This is a genomic window from Pseudomonas sp. S2_H10 (genome assembly GCF_054668285.1).
The window spans coordinates 963,133-978,708 of sequence record NZ_CP162754.1 but is presented as its reverse complement, the minus strand read 5'-3'; the positions used below and the strand labels follow the sequence as shown (position 1 = coordinate 978,708).

Genomic DNA, 15,576 nt, shown 5'->3' with positions numbered 1-15,576 from the left:
TTAAGTACCACTGAAAATATACGTTGACGATGATTTAAGCCTGACTTAAATTTCGAGCACCAAAACATAATTCGGGAGAACGAGATGACAGTGGGTGTAGGTGGCAAAACTCCGCAACAGGCGCTGGCCGGCCTGGTGAAGATGACCGCGGGCATGCAGCCCATCGGCCTCGACGAATACCAGTCACGCATTGCCAAGGCCCAGAGCCTGATGCTCGAGCAGGGTATCGCTGCCCTCTACCTGAACGCTGGCAGCAACCTGTACTACTTCACCGGAGTGAAGTGGAGCCCGAGCGAACGCATGGTCGGCGCCGTGCTGCCCGCCAACGGTCCGCTGGCCTATATCGCCCCGGCTTTCGAAGAGGGCACCATCCGCGACTTGCGCGAGGTGGATGGGGTTATCCATGGTTGGCATGAGCACGAGAGTCCCTACCGCCTGCTGCTCGACATGCTCGCTGGAATGGGTATCGCCGCCGACGCAGTGGTGGGCCTGTGCCCGTCCCTGGCGTTCTTCATGTTCGACGCCATCCGCCGCCTCGGATCGGGCTACGCGTTCGTAGACGCCTCTTGCGTGACAAACCTGTGTCGCTATCAAAAGTCCGCAACAGAACTGGCGCTGATGCAGCGCGCCAAAGACATGACCCTGCAAGTGCACAAGGCTGCCGCCAGCATCCTGCACGCAGGCATCAGCACCACCGAGGTTGCCGAGTTCATCCGCGAGGCGCACCGCAAGGTGGGCGCGCCGGGTTCGACCTTCTGCATCGTGCTGTTCGGCGAGGCCAGCGCCTTCCCCCATGGGGTGAAGCACGCGCAAGTGCTCAAGGACGGCGACATAGTGCTGATCGACACGGGCTGCCTGCTCCACGGCTACCAGTCGGATATCACTCGCAGTTACGTGTTCGGCACCCCCAGCGACCGCCAGCGCGCCATGTGGAACCTGGAAAAGGCCGCCCAACTGGCCGCCTTCGACGCCGCCCGCCTGGGCGAACCCTGCCAGGTGGTGGATGCCGCCGCACGGCTTGGCCTGGAAGCCGCCGGTCTCGGCCCGGACTACCAGTTGCCCGGCCTGCCGCACCGCACCGGACATGGCATCGGCCTGGACATTCACGAAGGGCCTTACCTGGTGCGTGGTGACCAGACGCCGCTGGCCGAGGGCATGTGCTTCTCCAATGAGCCGATGATTTGTGTGCCGGGCGAGTTCGGCATTCGCCTGGAAGATCATTTCTACATGACCGCCACTGGCCCGCGCTGGTTTACCCAGCCGAGCCATTCCGTAGACGACCCGTTCGGGTTGGAGGCCTGAGGGCAGGCGACAGGCGTCGCCATTCAATCCCGGGCAATCTTGTCATTTGCCAAGGTTTGGGGCAGGGTCGATACCACTGACATCTCTGCCAAAGGAGTCACCCCATGTCAAAGCTATATCCCGGTATCGATCCTGAGGGGCTGGTCGAGTACTCAGTGGTCTACACCGACCGCTCGCTCAACCACATGTCGCAGTCGTTTCAAGCGGTGATGAAGAACATTTCCGCGACCCTCAAACAGGTCTACAACGCCCAGGCCGTTGCGGTGGTCCCGGGCAGCGGCACATTCGGCATGGAAGCGGTGGCGCGACAGTTTGCCACCGGCCAGCAATGCCTGGTGATACGCAACGGCTGGTTCAGTTATCGCTGGAGCCAGATCCTTGAGATGGGCAACATCCCGGCGGCCACCACGGTGCTCAAGGCTCGACCGGTCGACACGGGTCGCCAGGCTGCCTACGCACCACCCCCTCTGGATGAAGTGCTGGCAGCCATTGCGGCACAGAAGCCGCAGATTGTCTTCGCTCCCCACGTTGAAACCTCATCAGGGATTATCCTGCCCGACGAGTACCTGCGGGCCGTCGGCGACGCCGTGCACGCGGTGGGTGGCCTGTTCGTGCTGGACTGCATCGCCTCGGGCACGATTTGGGTCGATATGCACAAATGCGCGGTCGACCTGCTGATCAGCGCACCGCAGAAAGGCTGGAGTGCCTCCCCGTGCTGCGCCCTGGTGATGTTCAGTGCTTTGGCCCTCGGGCGCATCGAACAAACGCAGAGCAGCAGCTTCGCCTGCGACCTGAAAAAGTGGCTGCAGATCATGCAAGCCTACGAACAGGGCGGGCATGCCTACCACGCGACCATGCCCAGCGATTCCCTCGCGCGGTTCAACGAAGTGATGAACGAGACGCAAGCCTACGGTTTCGACAAGGTCCGCGACGAACAACAGGCCCTGGGCGATCGGGTGCGCGCAATGTTGACCGGCAAAGGCTTCAAGAGCGTGGCCGCCGCCGGCTTCCAGGCCCCAGGCGTAGTGGTGAGCTACACCGATGATGCCGACATCAAGAACGGCAGGAAATTTGCCGACCAAGGCCTGCAGATCGCCGCCGGAGTGCCGTTGCAATGCGACGAGCCGGCCGACTTCCAGACCTTCCGCATCGGTCTGTTCGGACTCGAAAAGCTGCACAATATCGAGCGCACGGTCAGCACCCTCGAGCAGGCACTGGATGAGGTGATGGTCAGCTGAGCCCTCATCCTGCCCTCTAACCACAAGGGAAAACCCGCGCACGTGTCTTGCTGACACGTGCGCGGCGGCAGCATGACAGGCAGACGTCGGCCAGGAGCAGACATTCGTTGAATGACCGCTCTCAAATAGAACGTTGGTTTACACGTGCCATCAGTTGCTCAGCGCTTTCCTTGCGTTCGGAATAGCGATCCACCAGGAATTCCTGCCGATCGCGCAGCAACACGGTGAACTTCACCAGCTCTTCCATCACATCGACTACGCGGTCATAGAACGGTGATGGTTTCATGCGTCCTGCTTCGTCGAATTCCATGTAGGCCTTCGGCACAGAGGATTGGTTGGGGATGGTGAACATGCGCATCCAGCGTCCCAGCACTCGCAGTTGATTGACCACGTTGAACGACTGCGAGCCACCACATACCTGCATCACCGCCAGCGTTTTGCCCTGGGTCGGGCGTACCGCGCCGAGCTCCAGAGGAACCCAGTCGATCTGTGCCTTGAACACCGCCGACATCGCGCCATGGCGTTCTGGCGAGCACCAGACCTGGCCTTCCGACCACAGCACCAGATCGCGCAGCTCCTGCACTTTGGGATGATCGACCGGAACATCGTCCGGCAACGGCAAACCGCAAGGGTTGAAGATGCGTGTTTCGGCACCGAAGTGTTCCAGCAGGCGCGCGGCCTCTTCAACCAGCAGGCGGCTGAAAGAGCGCTCGCGGGTCGATCCGTAGAGCAGCAGGATGCGTGGTCTGTGATGATCCGGCGTCGACGCTTGCACATTATCGAACAGGGTCAGATCGAGGTTAGGGAGATGTTGAGACATGAATCCTCCTTAGGGAGCGCCAATTCGATCCAGCTCGGTTTTTGAGCTCATCGCGACTGAGAGTATTGAGGGGCAGTTTGAAGAGGGCGGGTTCAGCAGCAGGTTGTTTCACGCACGGGGCGGCCATCCATGTCTTGCAGGCGGCCGACGTTGTCCTTAAGCCAATCGGCGTTGGCCCTGGACGCCACTTGCAGAATGTCGCGGACCCAATCGGGCAGCTCTGGATCAAGCCGGTAATAAACCCACTGGCCCTGGCGACGATCCAGCAACAAACCGTTGCTGCGCAATTGCGCCAGGTGACGGCTGATTTTTGGCTGGCTGTCGTCGAGAGCACACATCAGCTCGCAGACACACAGCTCTCCCTGATCAGCGATCAACAGGGTGGCGCGAACTCGGGTTTCGTCGGCCAGGCTCTTGAAGATTTCTGGAGGCGTGATCATGTAAACTCCGCACATATGGAAAATCGAATATACGGATATCCGTATGTGTAGAGCAAGAAGAAAATTTGACGACTGTCTGCTTTTGGCTGTGGATTCAACCGGTCGACGCAACACAACTAAATTCTGTGTAAGCAGAAGGAGCGCACTCCCAAAGCCATTCATTTGTATGAGCAGCTGGGCCTGCTGACCCCTCAGCGCCATGGCAGTTACGGGTAGCCCCAAGGTACAGAGTCAAGCGCTTGCGTCAGGCCAATCGAAGGTGACAGCGCAGGACCAGGCATTTTCAATATCATCGGTTTTGTGCAATGACGCCGCCCATGTATTGATTCAAATCGCGCAGATCTTGAATGCTCCATGAGTGCGGCGACAGCTTTACACCGTTCTCACGCAAGGTTCTTGGAATCAGGTCTCCATTTGGGCGAAGTATTATCGAAGACACAATCACGCCCGGATAATCAGTTAATCGTTTTTTGAAAGCGGACGTTGTCAGATCAGGCGTGGGCGGATTGCTTTTATTGGCCAGTGGCCCTGTTGCCTTGAGATCCATTCCGTGGCACATGCTGCATCGCTGTAGATAGAGGTTTTTTCCATTGGCATTATCCGCGAAGGATAGTGATGTTTGAGTCAGCGATAAAATTCCTAGCGTAACGATGAATAATGTTTTCATTTTTTTATCTTCCTTGATGGGATCAGCGTTGATTGGACGCGATTTGGAGCGCGGGAAAGATATCAGCCAGCGCGTTGGCACTCACAGTCATTTCTGATGCCCGCCCGGCGTATTACCTGTTCCGGGTTATGCCGCCCTACGGTACTAGCGCTGGTTGCGATAGCGTTCGGTCAAGGACTGCACGAGGGTGACGTAGGATTGCGTCTCGGCGTAGGGAGGCACCCCATTGTGTTCGACCACGGACGCTTCGCCGGCGTTGTAACCTGCCAACGCCAGCATCTGGTTGCCGTTGAAGCGCTTGAGCAGCCAGGCCAGGTAGCGCACGCCGCCACGAATGTTCTGTCGTGCGTCGAACGGGTTGTCCACGGCGAAGCGTTCGGCGGTGGCGGGCATCAACTGCATCAGCCCCTGGGCGCCGGCTTCGGAAATGGCGTTGGGGCGAAACGCCGATTCGGCATGTATCACTGCGCGGACCAGCGCCTTGTCGACACCATAATGACCCGAAGCGGCCTCGATCTCCTGCCGATAGGAATGGGTGTCCAGGCGCAGTGCGGTGACCTTGAAATCCTTCGGCGCCATGCACAGATAGCAGCCCTTGATGTAGTAGAGCTCAAGGACATCGACCCGCGCGGAGATCCCGACGGGGCGCCGGCTCACATATTGACGTTTACCCTTGTGGATGAAGGTGAACACCCGGACCCGCACCGCGCCTGAGTCGTCGGCCTGCACAACCCGTGGCAGGGCCTGTGCCTTGGCGCCGCCAGCGGCACCCGCGATGTCATTCAGGTGAGTGCAGCGGGCGTTGGCGATGGCCTGGCTGGTGTAGCTGATGGTTCCGTCCCTGGTTTGGCACTTGAACATGGCGCTGGCGCACAGTGGCGCGACCAGCAATGCCAGTCCGATGCTGCCAGGAAGGCTCTTGCGAGCCCATTGCCATGCTCTGGAACTCATCACATCGCTCCGCGCCGCAGGCGCCGATCAGGTCTGGGGCGCCTGGCCCGGGCGCTGCCTTTGGAGAGCCTGTTCCGGGTGATGCGCCTTTTGTTCTGATAGTTATACCCCTTGTAACCGGCCGTGGAACTTGCATTGACGTACGGGCTGCCGGCTGCCAGGGCCGGGGACGTTCATCGCCGCATCACTCAGGCAAATGCAGCTTCTACAAATGCCTCCAGCGCCTTGTCTTCGAGGATTTCGATTGAGAAGTGCCCGAAGCGCTTGGGCAACCAGATAATGCGTGTCCCGGACGGCGATTGCAGGTTCGCGCGGGCCAACGGCTTTCCGTTTTCGTCTTCTGGCTGAACGCCGGCGACCATCAATTCGTCGTAGGCCTTCTCGATGTCCGGCGTCGAATAGCAGTGGCGATAAATCATCCCTTCACCCGAGGTGTCCAATAACTCCTTCAGGTTCCCTGCCAACGGCTGTACCAGCATGAAACGCTCTTGACCGATCAGCGCAATCGCGTAGCGCACGTGCAGGCCGCCCCGTTCCCAGACGAGCGTTCTGGAGATCCTGGCATTGAGTATCCGTGCATAGTAGGCACAGGCTTCGTCGAGATTATTGACCAGTACATCTACGTGACTGAACTTCAGATCCATTGCAGCCCTCCTGTTGAACCGACGTCCATGTTAAGCCCGACACGCCCGGAGTTCGATGGAATTCATGAAGCCATATTATTGATATGGAAGGGCGCCAGTTCGGTGATTAACAACGGCCGATCAGCACGATTGCGCCAAATCAGACGTGCCAGGACTTGCAGCCAGGTAATGTGGCCGAGGCCAGGGAAATGGGTGTGAATTAATACAACAGCAGAAAACCAACGGATTGAGTCGTACCGTCGGCCTCGGCGCAGGGAGTATCCGGTTCGGCGCAAATTATCCCGCGGAGGTCACCCTCGCAGCCTGCGCAGGGTGACGCGACGTCACCAGGCCAATAAAGGAAATTGCCAGCGCCAGGCCAATGGTCGTGCTCACTTCGGTACGGTGCTCCGGGGTGATCATCATGACCGCCAGCGCTGCGCAAATGAACACGATCACCAGCCACGTCAGCCATGGAAACAGCCACATGCGAAAGGTCAGCTCGACGTTCTGCCGACGCAACATCCGGCGCATGCGCAGCTGTGACACCGCAATGGCCAGGTACACCAGCAGGGCAATGGCGCCGGAGCTGGCCAGCAGGAAGTCAAACAGCCCGGCGGGCATGAAGTAGCTCCACACGGTGATCGCCGCGCCCAGCACGGTGCTGGCGATGACGGCCGCCCGCGGCACGCCTTCGGAGGACGTCGCCTTCAGCGCCTTCGGCGCATCGCCACGGCGGCCCAGCGAATACAACATGCGCGAAGCGATGTAGATCGAGGAATTCATGCAACTGGCCACGGCGATCAGCACCACCACGTCGACCATGAACTTGGCGTGGGGAATGTTCATGATTTCCAGTGCCCGCTGGTAGGAGCCGACCTGGGCGAGCAGCGGATCGTTCCAGGGCACCACGGAGATGACCACGAAAATCGACAACAGGTAGAACACGCCGATGCGCCAGATCACCGAACGCGTGGCCTTGGCAATGTTCTGCGAGGGATTGTCGGATTCGGCGGCGGCGATGGTCACGGCCTCGGTTCCGATGAAGCTGAACATGATGGTGATGAAGGCGCCCACCACCGCCGACAGGCCGTTGGGGGCGAACCCGCCGTGTTCGGCCATCAGGCCGCTCAAGCCGCTGACTTCCCGTTCGGGCACCCAGCCCATCAGCACGGCAAAACCCACGCCGATGAAACCGATGATCGCCACGACCTTGGCCATGGCGAACCAGAACTCGAATTCACCATACTTGGACACGCTGAACAGGTTGGTCACCACCAGTGCAATGATCGACACCAAAGCGAACAGCCAGGCATCGATCCCGGGAAACCACTGATTCAACACATGACCTGCGGCCAGTGCTTCGATGGGAATCACCAGCACCCAGAACCACCAATAGAGCCAACCGATGGTGAAGCCTGCCCAACGGCCGATTGCCTGGTCGGCATAGGTCGAGAACGAGCCGGTGTCCGGGTTGGCCACCGCCATTTCACCGAGCATGCGCATGACCAGAACGACGAGCAAGCCTGAAAACAGGTAGGCCAGCAGGACTGCTGGGCCGGCGGCTGCAATGGCATGTCCCGAGCCAACGAACAAACCGGCGCCGATAATACCGGCGATTGACAGCATCGTTACGTGACGAGGCTTGAAGCCCTGCGCCAATTGGCCACTCAAATCCTTGGAGCTCGGGCTAATCATTGGTTTTTTTCTCTGCTGATCGACATTTAAGCGAGTTGACAGGGGCAACGGGTCATCACTGTTGCCTGCCGGGAGTCCTGCAAGAGGGACCCTTCAAACGCTGCAGTTCTTATCAAACCCATCATCGCGATGTGGTTATTTAGATGAAAAGATGCGCCACCTTACCCGGCCTGCCCGACGATTCAGTTACCTGTTCGCGTCACCTCCTTGTCTGATATCGACACCTGCAGATTCGGCGTTCACGATGAGCACCAATCAGTCATGAAATGGCCTGGCGCAGGCATTGTGTTTTGTTGAGGATCCTGCCGGGGCTGGATGTTGATCAGCTAAAGGGTGGGGTCGCGCGGACTTCGAGCTGCGTTTGCTTGCGGGGGCTGCTGTTCTGACCGTACCTGGCCTTTTGGATGTGACGACGTTTGACACGAGCTGCATGCCCTGGCTAGTCGGCGCATGTCAGCTCGATGGAAGGGTTAGGTAGTAGCCTGAGGTCAAGAGTAGCATCGCTGAAGGTCAGCTCTTGGCCGATTTCTGCCTGTCGCGAAGGGCAGTTACCGAACCATGGCCGACAATCCCTCAACCATTCACAACAGGCCCACTTATGGCATTTTCCCCGCCGATTGGATCCGTAGTACCGGGTAGAAAGCACCTACACTGGACACGTTATCTCTGCCTGTTTTTTCGGAATACGAACCCGATCAAGGAGCCATGCGTGGACAGAGAATGGGGAAAGCTCTCGATGGTAGTGGGGTGGGCGATCGTTGTTGAGGACGATCCGGCAGTTCGCAAGCTGATAGTCGATATCTTGAAAGATATCGATCTCCTTTCCCTGGATTTCGACTCTGCCGACGAAGCTTTGAACTACCTGCGGAGCATGCCGGACGGTTGCCCACTGGTGATCGCGGATCAAGTTTTGCCCGGTCAACTCCAGGGTGCGGAATTCATAAAGCTGGTGAAGGCGAAATGGCCCGCTACCGCTACGATTCTCACCTCCGGTTACTTGCTGGATGCCTCGGTAGTGCCTTACTCGACAACGTACCTGGCCAAGCCCTGGTCCAGTGATGATCTGGTGATGGCTGTAGTAAACCTGCTTCAGCCTGGTCGCCCCCTCAAAAAACACTGACTATCCCTGTGCTTTCTTCAGCCTTTTCAAGCGCACATTCGCCCTTTGCACAGCGGCCATTTTTTCAGGCCGCTTCATGCGTTTCCACTTTCTGATGTCTTCCTTGCTTCGTCCGCAGCTCACGCACAGATCACCACTGAGCTGGCAAACCGAGATGCAAGGATTTTCGATTTCTTCAGCCATTGTCAGCCACCTTTAGTCACACGTGATCGAGTCAGGCGGATTTTCCAGTCGCCGCCATGGGTTCGCTGACACTCCTCCTCAGAGTCGAAGCGGACACTATGGTCTGAAGGGGTCAGGTCGATGTTCGCCTCTTTCAGCGCGATGGCCGTCAACTCAAAGATGCGCGCCTTGGCGTCAACCTGGGCGAGCTTTCGGTCCGCCAGGGTTTCGAATACCCAGATTACCTTCAGGGTTCCTGCCAACGCGTTCAGGTCAGCGGTGTGGGTGAGCCAGGTAAAGCCCTTGATTTCACCTTTTGCTGTTTCGCACGCTTCGGTGAGTGTGGTTATCAACCGGCGTTCGATTCGCGCCAGTTCACGTTTGCCTGGAGGCATTTCGGGTTCCTTTGGAGACAAGGGTGGGGGAGCGCTGCATCAGACCGGTCGAAACTCAACCGTCAGATGGCCGATTTCGTGCACCGGCTTGAGACGTTCACGAATGCTATCGGCGTTCGCAGTGGCCTCACCAAGGACGCTGACGATGGCCGCATGGGCTTGCGGTCCAACCCGCCATACGTGCAAGTCCGTGATAGTGGCATCCCCCGGTTTCTCGACCCGTGCGCGGATTTCCTCGGCAACGTGCGCATCTGTCTGATCCAGCAGTACACCTGCTGTGGTCCCCATCAAGGTCCATGCCCAACGCGCGATGACGATGGCGCCAACGATGCCCATGACCGGGTCCAGCCACACCCAACCGAGATACCGGCCGGCGAGCAGTGCAACGATGGCCAGCACCGAAGTCAGCGCGTCTGCGATGACGTGGACGTAGGCCGATTTCAGATTGTTGTCGTTCCCGTGATGCGCATGGGGATGGCCATGATCGTCATGATCGTGCCCATGACTGTGCCCGTGGCCCAGCAGCAGGGCGCTGACAATGTTGACGATCAGACCGGCGATCGCGATGAGCGTGGCGGTGCCGAACTGAACCTCCGTTGGCTGCAAGAGGCGCATGACCGACTCAACGCCAATGCCCAGGGAAACCATGCCGAGAATCAGCGCCGAAGCGAACCCGCCCAAGTCGCCAACCTTTCCGGTACCGAAACTGTACCGCTGGCTGCAAGCGTGGCGTTTGGCGTATCCGTAAGCGGCCGCCGCGATGCCCAATGCGCCGGCATGAGTCGCCATGTGAAAGCCATCGGCCAGTAACGCCATCGAACCCGTGACATACCCGGCGGTGATCTCGCCAACCATCATCACAACGGTGAGTGCAACTACCCAAAGCGTACGCTTGGCATTTTCATCGTGCGCCGAGCCCAGGAACACGTGGTCGTGCGTGTAGTTGATGTTCGTCCTGTTCATGAGTGTGTGCCCGGATGCGTTCACTTGGAGTAACGGCGAATGGCTTCAAGAAGCTCTTCGACACCCTTGTTGCGCTCTTCTTCGCTGAGCCCTGGGTTCGCAACATGCTCGCGCGCGTGATCCTCGATGATTTCCTCCATCAAGCCGTTGATGGCCCCGCGAGTGGCGGCAACAAGGTGCAGTGTCTTGGCGCAATCGAGATCCGATACCAGTGCCCGTTCAACGGCCTGGATTTGTCCGGCGATCCGTTTTACGCGTTTGAGAAGATCGTCTTTGTTTGCTGCGATATGGCCCATCGGATACCCCCCTACCTATGTATTGCGCATGATAGGCATACCCCCTATACCTATGCAAGGTTGCTGGCTGCTGAGATCATCTACAGCTTGTGACAGGAAAGATCTACTACACCGAAAGCCAGTAAACTGCGGCGAGCTGCTGGCAGCCGCTGTTGCAACAACAGATCAACCAGCAATTCGCGCTCAAGTCAGCGCCTGGCGCTGCGCCCGCTATCAGCGCGCCAACAAGTGCGCAAACGCCTGCTTGAGAGCGTTCTGTGGCGAGCGCGGCTGGTAGCCCAGCTCATTGATGGCCTTGTCGATGTAGTAGACCTGGCGCACCCCATAAAACATCCGCACCTGGCTGAGCAGCAGCTCGGCTGGCTGACCGGTGTAGCGTGCCCGCTGTTCCTGCAGTCAGGCGATCAACAACAGCAAGGCTTTTGGTGCGCGGCGCGGCAGACGATAGCCGGGGCATAAGGTGTTGAGCGCCGCCTCGGCAGCCCACAGGCCTCGGCGGTCTCCCAGGCGGCGCGTTCAGAGAGGATTTTTGAGCGGTAGTACGGGTTGTCCTGATCGGTGTTCCAACTGGTTTCATCCAGGCGCCGCCCGGCGTGCTCATCCTCGCAGGCCACCATCCTCGCCCGATTCTCGACCCTTTCCTCGAAGCGTTGCAGCAACCGCGACAGTCCCTTCCTGCCCAGAGCGGTCATTCGACCGCTCAGTCACTTTGCCGATTAATTTTCCCGACCTGTGTTGACAGTTCGATTCGTTCGATTCTAATCTGCATACAGCGCTGCACACATTACGGCGCACAACGTTGTAGATTTGTACCTTCCTGCCTACAAGAACGAAATCATCGGAGAGGTCAAAATGGCTCGGTTCCTTCCTCGCACCATCCGCAACATGCTCGTTTGTGCATCCGCAATTGGCGCACTGCTCACTCAGGTCCCAGCCCAGGCGGCTGATGTTTCACTCTGGAAAGACATTCAGAAAGCAGGCGTCCTGCGTTGTGGAGCGGCCGTCGCCGCGCCTTACGTCATGCGTGATGCTCGCTCTGGTGAATACAGCGGCTATTTCGTAGACCTGTGCCGTGACTTCGGCGAGAAGGTGCTGAAGGTCAAGGTCGAGTTCGTCGACACCAACTGGGACAATCTTGTGGCGGGCTTGCAAGGTGGTAAGTGGGACATGGCCATGGCGCTCAACCAGACGCCTGAACGCGCGCTGGCCGTGAGTTTTTCGGTGCCGGCGACGGACTACCAGGTGTCGCTCCTGGTCAACAAGGACAACCCGAAACTGGCCAATGCCGGCAACAACCTCGGCGATTTCGACAAGCCTGACGTGACCTTCGCCGTCATGTCCGGCACCGCTCAGGACAAGGCCATCTCGGCGGTCATCAAGCAGGGCAAGATCATGCGCCTGCCGGGCATGGATGAGGTGCGTATGGCGGTGATGTCAAAGCGCGCTGATGTATTGGTCGATGCCAGCGACACCAACCACTTGTTCGCCGTGGCCAACCCCGGTTGGACCAAGGAAGTGTTGCCCAAACCCGCACTGGCCAAGCAAGGCGTAGCGTTCGGCGTGCGTCGAGACGTCAGCGCCGCTGATTTGCAGACGCTGAACATCTACCTCTCCCAGCGTCGCGAAACCGGTGAAATCGACGCCTTGGTCGATAAGGCCTCGCAACTGGCCAACGCCGACAAAACCCCTCAGTAAATCCCGCCGATGTCGAGCGCGCAGCGGGCTGCGCGCTCCCGGAGAATCTTCGATGAAAGCTTCCAATCTGGCGGCGGTGCCGCCACGGCCTCTGCACGCCTGCGAAAAGATGAACGGTGAGTTCATTCAACTGCGCGACGTCTACAAATCCTACGGCGAAAACCTGGTGGTGATGGATCACCTGGACCTGGACATGCGGGCCGATGATCGCCTGGTGATCATTGGCCCCAGCGGTAGCGGCAAAAGCTCTTTGCTGCGAGTCATGATGGGCCTTGAAAGCATTCAGGGCGGCACCATCCGCTTCCAGGGCAAACCGTATATCGACGGCAATGCCCGGGGTAAGGGCAAGCCCATGGACAACACACTGCAGACCCAGGTCGGCATGGTGTTTCAGCATTACACGCTGTTTCCGCATTTGTCGGTGTTGGGCAATCTGATTCTGGCCCCGATGAAAGTGCATGGCCTGTCGAAAATGCAGGCCACCGAGAAAGCCAGGACGCTGCTCGCCCGATTGGGCCTGGAGAGCAAGCTCAACGTTTATCCCAGCCAATTGTCCGGCGGCCAGAAACAGCGTGTGGCGATTGCCCGGGCGCTGATGCTCGAACCCAAATTGATGCTGTTCGATGAAGTCACTTCAGCACTCGACCCCGAGATGGTCATCGAGGTGCAGAACGTGATGCTGCAATTGGCCGAGCAAAAGATGGCGATGATCATCGTCACCCATGACATGCACTTCGCCCGGCATATCGCCACCCGCGTGGTGTTCTGCGCCAACGGCAAAGTCGTCGAGCAAGGCCATCCTGACCAGTTGTTCACCCAGCCCAAGGAACCGCGCACTCGCGAGTTTCTGGAAAAAGTGCTGCACCTGGACTGAGGAGCACAGCCATGAATTATCAATTCGACTTCAACTTTCTTAGCGGTAATTTTGGCCTGTTATGGGACGGGTTGAAGGTCACTCTGCAATTGGCCCTTGTGTCGAACATCGTCGGGCTGGTGCTGGGCTTCGGCTTGTGCCTACTGACCTTGAGCCGCTGGTTTTTCCTGCGCTGGCCGGCGCAGTTGTTCATCGAATTTTTTCGCTGCACACCGGTGCTGCTGCAAATCGTCTGGTTCTTCTACTGCGTACCCATGCTGTTCGACGTGTTCATCGACCCGATCACCATGGGCGTGCTTGCCCTGGGCCTGAACCTTACCGCGTTCAACGCCGAGGCTTATCGGGCCGGTGTGCAGGCGGTGCCTCATGAGCACCTGGACGCCAGCATCGCCTTGGGCCTGCGCCCTTGGCAACGAACGCTTTACGTGATTCTTCCGCAAGCATTGCGCAGTGCCATTCCGGTGTTGATGACCAATGGCATCTCGATCCTTCAGCAAAGTGCGCTGGTGGCAATCGTAGCGGTCGGCGACCTGATGTACGTCGGCAAAAGCATCGCTACCGAGGCTTATCGCCCACTGGAAACCTACTCGCTGATCGCGCTCATCTACTTCGCCTTGTCGTTGCCCATCGCACAGTTCGTGCAGTGGCTGGAACGTCGCCAGGATACCGCGCTCGCGCGCTGAGGAGGCTGTGATGAACCTTGATTTCACCGTGGTGTTTTCTTACTGGCAGGCCTTGTTGCAGGGGCTGGCGCTGACGCTGGTGTTCACCGTCGGGTGCGCGATTCTGGGCAGTCTGTGCGGCTTTCTGTTGAGCCTGTTGCGGGCCTCTCGCAGTCGCTGGTTGAGCGTGCCTGCCGGTCTTTACGTGGAGCTGTTTCGCGGTACGCCGTTGTTGATCCAGCTGTTCTGGGTGTTCTTCTGTTTCCCGGTGGTGTTTGGCGTTGATATCCCGCCTTACCTGTCGGTGTTACTGGCGCTGACCCTGTACATGACTGCGATCACCAGCGAGACCTTTCGCGGCGCGCTCAAGTCCATCCCGGGCGAACAGCATGATGCCTGCGTCGCATTGGGCCTGGCTTCGTGGAATAAAACCCTCTTCGTGGTGTTTCCCCAAGCCTTGCTTCGGGGCATTCCGCCACTGCTCTCCAACGTGGTTTCGCTGTTCAAGGAGAGCGCGCTGATCTCTTCGGTGGGCATCGCGGACTTGATGTTCGTCGGCCAGAACATTTCCAACAGCACGGCCCGCCCGGTCGAGTTTCTCTCGGCGGTGGCTGTGATCTATTTCCTCGTGGCGTTCCCGCTGACCCGTCTGGTCGGTGTGATCGAGGCGCGGATGCTGCGTCGTTATGCGTACTAACCCCAACCCTCATATCCAAATCCGTGGAGTGTCTGCAATGACTCAACTCAAAGGTATCCTGCCTGCTCTGGTCACCCCGTTCGACAAGGCCGGCAAAGTCAATTACGACATGCTCGGCAACATCATCGAGCATCAACTCAAGGCGGGCGTCAAAGGTTTCGTGCCACTGGGTTCCACCGGTGAGTACTACGCCCTGACCAACGAAGAGCGCCGGCAGATTCTGGCCACTGTGCGCGAAATAGTCGGCGACCGTGGCGTGCTGATTGCCGGTGCCAACGGTTCCTGCACCCGTGAAGTCATCGAGCAGGTCAAGCAGACCCGTGATGCCGGCTACACCAACCTGTTGATCGCACCGCCTTATTACGCACTGCCGTCCCAGGAAGAGCTGGTCGGTCACTACCAGGCCATTCTCGATGCCGTGCCGGACATCGACCTGGTGCTGTACAACTACCCGGTGCGTACCAACGTCGAAGTCGGTTTCGGTGTGCTGGATGCGTTCAAGGAAAACAAACGCGTGATCGCGATCAAGGAAAGCAGCGGCAACCTGCTGCGCGCCATCGAAATCGGCAACACCTACAAAGACAACTATCAGCTGTCTTGCGGTTCCGATGACCAGGCGCTGGATTTCTTCCTGTGGGGGGCGAGCAGCTGGATCTGCGGCCCGGCCAACTGCCTGACGCAACAGGTCTGTGATTTCTACACCAAGTACACCAGCGGCGACCTGACCGGTGCACAGGCCATCGTGCGCTCGCTGTTCCCGGTACTGGCAGACATGGAGTCGGGCAAGTTCATCCAGAAGGTCAAGTACGGCTGCGAACTGGCAGGCTTTGACGCCGGTGCTGCGCGCATGCCGCTGCAACCATTGACCGACGACGAGAAAGCCAGCTTCCGCAAGGCTTTCGAACTGGCCCAGGGCTGATGTTGCCCGCCACATCAGTCGCCACGCCCGACTGATGTGGCTTTATCGGAGAGA

General features: G+C 58.7%; 19 protein-coding genes. 8 read left to right on the top strand and 11 right to left on the bottom strand.

Annotated features, from left to right (window positions below):
- The first annotated feature begins 84 nt into the window (after positions 1–84).
- Together AB4O16_RS04305 and AB4O16_RS04300 are read left to right on the top strand one after the other, a co-directional pair.
- The gene (locus AB4O16_RS04305; RefSeq protein ID WP_460157096.1) at positions 85–1,302 is read left to right on the top strand and encodes a M24 family metallopeptidase; all 1,218 of its coding nucleotides are present in this window, start codon (positions 85–87) and stop codon (positions 1,300–1,302) included.
- Between the two features lie 104 nt (positions 1,303–1,406).
- The gene (locus tag AB4O16_RS04300; protein WP_460157095.1) at positions 1,407–2,540 is read left to right on the top strand and encodes an aminotransferase class V-fold PLP-dependent enzyme; all 1,134 of its coding nucleotides are present in this window, start codon (positions 1,407–1,409) and stop codon (positions 2,538–2,540) included.
- 121 nt (positions 2,541–2,661) lie between these two features.
- On the opposite strand, the gene arsH is transcribed toward AB4O16_RS04300, so the two are convergent.
- From arsH to gabP, 6 genes are all read right to left on the bottom strand, one after another.
- On the bottom strand, positions 2,662–3,360 hold the full coding sequence (gene arsH, locus AB4O16_RS04295) for an arsenical resistance protein ArsH (RefSeq protein ID WP_160388012.1): 699 nt from the start codon (positions 3,358–3,360) through the stop codon (positions 2,662–2,664).
- Between the two features lie 92 nt (positions 3,361–3,452).
- A complete protein-coding gene (locus AB4O16_RS04290) occupies positions 3,453–3,800 on the bottom strand; it encodes a metalloregulator ArsR/SmtB family transcription factor (RefSeq protein WP_160388013.1) in 348 nt (115 codons plus the stop codon).
- 289 nt (positions 3,801–4,089) lie between these two features.
- Positions 4,090–4,467, bottom strand: coding sequence for a c-type cytochrome (locus AB4O16_RS04285; protein WP_160388014.1), 378 nt, complete (start codon positions 4,465–4,467; stop codon positions 4,090–4,092).
- Between the two features lie 144 nt (positions 4,468–4,611).
- Positions 4,612–5,418 carry a lytic transglycosylase domain-containing protein gene (locus AB4O16_RS04280; protein ID WP_460157094.1) on the bottom strand — a complete coding sequence of 269 codons (807 nt, stop codon included), beginning with the start codon at positions 5,416–5,418 and terminating at the stop codon, positions 4,612–4,614.
- A gap of 188 nt (positions 5,419–5,606) precedes the next feature.
- Positions 5,607–6,062 carry a VOC family protein gene (locus AB4O16_RS04275; RefSeq protein ID WP_460157093.1) on the bottom strand — a complete coding sequence of 152 codons (456 nt, stop codon included), beginning with the start codon at positions 6,060–6,062 and terminating at the stop codon, positions 5,607–5,609.
- 276 nt (positions 6,063–6,338) lie between these two features.
- Positions 6,339–7,739: a GABA permease gene (gene gabP / locus AB4O16_RS04270; protein WP_460157092.1), complete on the bottom strand. Its 1,401-nt coding sequence runs from the start codon at positions 7,737–7,739 to the stop codon at positions 6,339–6,341.
- 709 nt (positions 7,740–8,448) lie between these two features.
- Between gabP and AB4O16_RS04265 the strand changes: the two genes are divergently transcribed.
- Complete coding sequence (locus AB4O16_RS04265) at positions 8,449–8,859, top strand: response regulator (protein WP_460157091.1); 411 nt, start codon at positions 8,449–8,451, stop codon at positions 8,857–8,859.
- Here the strand turns inward: AB4O16_RS04265 and AB4O16_RS04260 are convergent, their stop codons facing one another.
- From AB4O16_RS04260 to AB4O16_RS04240, 5 genes are all read right to left on the bottom strand, one after another.
- Positions 8,860–9,042 carry a DUF1289 domain-containing protein gene (locus AB4O16_RS04260; RefSeq protein WP_460157090.1) on the bottom strand — a complete coding sequence of 61 codons (183 nt, stop codon included), beginning with the start codon at positions 9,040–9,042 and terminating at the stop codon, positions 8,860–8,862.
- A gap of 2 nt (positions 9,043–9,044) precedes the next feature.
- Positions 9,045–9,416, bottom strand: a complete 372-nt coding sequence (locus AB4O16_RS04255) for a hypothetical protein (RefSeq protein ID WP_160388039.1) — start codon at positions 9,414–9,416, stop codon at positions 9,045–9,047.
- Positions 9,417–9,455: 39 nt separating this feature from the next.
- Entirely contained in the window at positions 9,456–10,379 is a 924-nt protein-coding gene (dmeF, locus tag AB4O16_RS04250) for a CDF family Co(II)/Ni(II) efflux transporter DmeF (RefSeq protein ID WP_160388040.1), read from the bottom strand.
- A gap of 20 nt (positions 10,380–10,399) precedes the next feature.
- Entirely contained in the window at positions 10,400–10,675 is a 276-nt protein-coding gene (locus AB4O16_RS04245) for a metal/formaldehyde-sensitive transcriptional repressor (protein WP_160388041.1), read from the bottom strand.
- 404 nt (positions 10,676–11,079) lie between these two features.
- Positions 11,080–11,367, bottom strand: a complete 288-nt coding sequence (locus AB4O16_RS04240; RefSeq protein WP_256678305.1) for a hypothetical protein — start codon at positions 11,365–11,367, stop codon at positions 11,080–11,082.
- Between the two features lie 160 nt (positions 11,368–11,527).
- Here AB4O16_RS04240 and AB4O16_RS04235 point away from each other — a divergent pair, with 160 nt between their 5' ends.
- From AB4O16_RS04235 to AB4O16_RS04215, 5 genes are read left to right on the top strand one after another with little or no spacing between them, the layout of a single operon-like run.
- Positions 11,528–12,370, top strand: a complete 843-nt coding sequence (locus AB4O16_RS04235) for a transporter substrate-binding domain-containing protein (protein WP_160388042.1) — start codon at positions 11,528–11,530, stop codon at positions 12,368–12,370.
- A 52-nt stretch (positions 12,371–12,422) separates the two neighbouring features.
- Positions 12,423–13,244, top strand: coding sequence for an amino acid ABC transporter ATP-binding protein (locus AB4O16_RS04230; RefSeq protein WP_371925930.1), 822 nt, complete (start codon positions 12,423–12,425; stop codon positions 13,242–13,244).
- 11 nt (positions 13,245–13,255) lie between these two features.
- Complete coding sequence (locus AB4O16_RS04225; RefSeq protein ID WP_160388043.1) at positions 13,256–13,927, top strand: amino acid ABC transporter permease; 672 nt, start codon at positions 13,256–13,258, stop codon at positions 13,925–13,927.
- Positions 13,928–13,937: 10 nt separating this feature from the next.
- The gene (locus tag AB4O16_RS04220; RefSeq protein WP_160388044.1) at positions 13,938–14,603 is read left to right on the top strand and encodes an amino acid ABC transporter permease; all 666 of its coding nucleotides are present in this window, start codon (positions 13,938–13,940) and stop codon (positions 14,601–14,603) included.
- 37 nt (positions 14,604–14,640) lie between these two features.
- Positions 14,641–15,522 carry a dihydrodipicolinate synthase family protein gene (locus AB4O16_RS04215; RefSeq protein ID WP_160388045.1) on the top strand — a complete coding sequence of 294 codons (882 nt, stop codon included), beginning with the start codon at positions 14,641–14,643 and terminating at the stop codon, positions 15,520–15,522.
- Positions 15,523–15,576: the final 54 nt, after the last annotated feature.